The following is a 2,361-nucleotide window of genomic DNA, read 5'->3' as shown; positions in this document are numbered from 1 at the left end:
GGTTCTCGGGGCCGCGCCGGCGCAGCAGGAGCAGCGCCACGTCGTCGTCTCCGCCGCGCTCGGCGGCCACGTCGATCAGCCGCTCGGCGAGGTCCCGTACGTCGTCGGGGCCGGTGGTGACGAGTGCGCTCAGGGTGCGCATGCCGTCGTCGAGGTCGGCGCCGGGCTGCTCCACCAGACCGTCGGTGCACAGCAGCAGGGTGTCGCCGGGGTCGAGCTCTATGGTGCCCACGGGGTATTCGAGGCGGCCGAACTCGGCGGACAGGCCGAGCGGCAGCCCGCCGGGGACGGTGACGCGGCGGCAGGAGCCGTCGGCGTGGCGCACCAGCGGATCGATGTGACCGGCCCGGACCATCTGGAGCACGCCCGTGGACAGGTCGGCCTCCGCGTAGAGGCAGGTCGCGGAGCGGTCGGTGTCGAGTTCGTGCAGGAAGACGGAGGCGCGGGCCATGACGGTGGCCGGGGGGTGCCCCTCGGCGGCATAGGCGCGCAGCACGATGCGCAGCTGGCCCATGACGGCGGCCGCGTGCGTGTCGTGGCCCTGGACGTCGCCGATGACGGCGCCGACCCGGCCGCCGGGCAGCGGGATCAGGTCGTACCAGTCGCCGCCGATGTCCCGGCCGACGGAGCCGCCGATGGTGGCGGCACGGTAGCGGACGGCGACGTCGGCGCCGGGCACGCTCGGGATGGTCCGGGGCAGCATGGCCTGCTGGAGGCCCTGTGCGAGGTCCATCTCCTGCTCGTAGAACATGGCACGCTGAAGGCTCTGCGCGATGCTGCTGCCGAGGGCGACGAGGATGTTGCGCTCCTCGGAGGTGAAGCCGTACCGGTCGCTGTAGAGCAGGCCCATGGCGCCGATCGGCCGGGCCTGGACGATGAGCGGCAGATAGGCGGCCGAGGTGATGTGGAGGTCGGTGATGTGCGGCCACAGGACCGGGTAGCGCTCGGCGAACTCCTGCGGTGACTCGATGAAGCACGGGCCGAGGGTCCGTACGGCCTCGCTCATCGGGTAGGGCTCGTCGATCCGGGTGACGCGGGTGCCGGGCACGAAGCTGTCCGAGGGACCCTCGGCTACCAGGCGGATGCGGCCGGCCTCGACCAGGCCCATGACGAGGCTGGTGGCGCCCAGATGGACGAGACCGTGGGTGTCCTTGAGGACGTCGATGACGTCCTGGACGGTGCGGGCGTGGGCGAGGGCGGCCGTGGTCAGTTCGACGACGCTGGTCTGCTCGCGGCGGGCCTCGTCCCGGGCGGCCTGGTCGAGGCGGGCGTCGCTCTCGCCGAGTTCCCGGGTGGCGTCCCGGATGATGCCGATGATGCGGCGCGGCCGTCCGGTGTCGTCGCGCCGGATGTAGCCCTGGGTGTGGGTCCAGCGCAGGGAGCCGTCGCGGCGGCGGATGCGGAAGTAGGCGCCGTAGTTCTCGCTGCCGTCCTTCAGTGCCTGGGAGACCGCGGTGTCCAGGCGCCGGGACTCGTCGGGCGGGACACGCTTGGCGAGGGTCTCGGGGTGGTCGTCGTACTCGTCGGGGCGCACGTCGAAGACTTCGTGGGCCTGAGCGTCCATCTGCATCAGGCCGGTGTCCAGATCCCAGTCGAAGCTGCCCATCCGGTTGAGCACGAGGATCGGGTCCGGGTGGGCGGGCCAGTCGTCCGGAAGGGACAGGGCACTCGCTCCCCGATCAGCCATGGGCCCACCTTGCCAGGATTCGTCCGATTCTTCGACCGGATGTGCTGAGTTTACGAGCCGCGGCACCGGATCGGCCCTCAGTTGCTGAAGACGCCTGTGGGGCTGCCGGGGATGCGTTCGGCGGCCCGGTCGTCGGGAATCAGCCCGGCTCCGTCGGGCGGATCGGGGTGGTCCGGGACGGCCTCGGGGCCGACCTCGCCGGGGCCGCCGGGGTCCTCCGGGGCGGCCGGCGGTTCGGGAAGCGGGGTGGTCTCGCCGGACGGGGGAAGGGCCGTTTCCGCCTCCGGGAGACTCACCTCGGCCGGGGTGTCCCAGGGGGAGGCGCCGCCCGGGTCGGTGTCCGGCTCCGGGGGAGGCGCCGTGTCCGGCGGGACATGGGTCTGCGGCGGCGACGGTGGTGGCCGGGACGAGCCCGGGGGGTCCGTCACCCGGGCGGGCGGCGGCAGGGCCCGGTCGCGGCGTACGTCGTGGCCGGTGCGGCGTTCGATCCAGGCCCGGGCGGTGACGTCGATGATCGTGAAGCCGGTGACGGCCTGCGGGGCCGGGGTCACGGCGATCACCCGGCCGGGCCGGTAGCCGGGCCAGCCTGTCCGGCCTCCTCCAGTCCCTGCGTGCTGGTGGCGTCCCATATGGCGATGTTGTCCTTGGGGAAGCCGCACTGCATGGCCTCCCGC

Annotated in this window: 2 protein-coding genes; both read right to left on the bottom strand. The window is 73.1% G+C overall.

Annotated features, from left to right (window positions below):
- The coding region (locus ABZ281_RS46210) for a SpoIIE family protein phosphatase (protein ID WP_356664485.1) at positions 1–1,687 on the bottom strand (1,687 nt) is incomplete at its 3' end.
- Between the two features lie 77 nt (positions 1,688–1,764).
- The gene (locus ABZ281_RS46205) at positions 1,765–2,238 is read right to left on the bottom strand and encodes a hypothetical protein (protein ID WP_356664483.1); all 474 of its coding nucleotides are present in this window, start codon (positions 2,236–2,238) and stop codon (positions 1,765–1,767) included.
- Positions 2,239–2,361 lie beyond the last annotated feature (123 nt).

The organism is Streptomyces sp. NPDC006265 (genome assembly GCF_040613555.1).
Taxonomy (GTDB): domain Bacteria; phylum Actinomycetota; class Actinomycetes; order Streptomycetales; family Streptomycetaceae; genus Streptomyces.
This window is presented reverse-complemented; position numbering and strand designations above follow the sequence as displayed.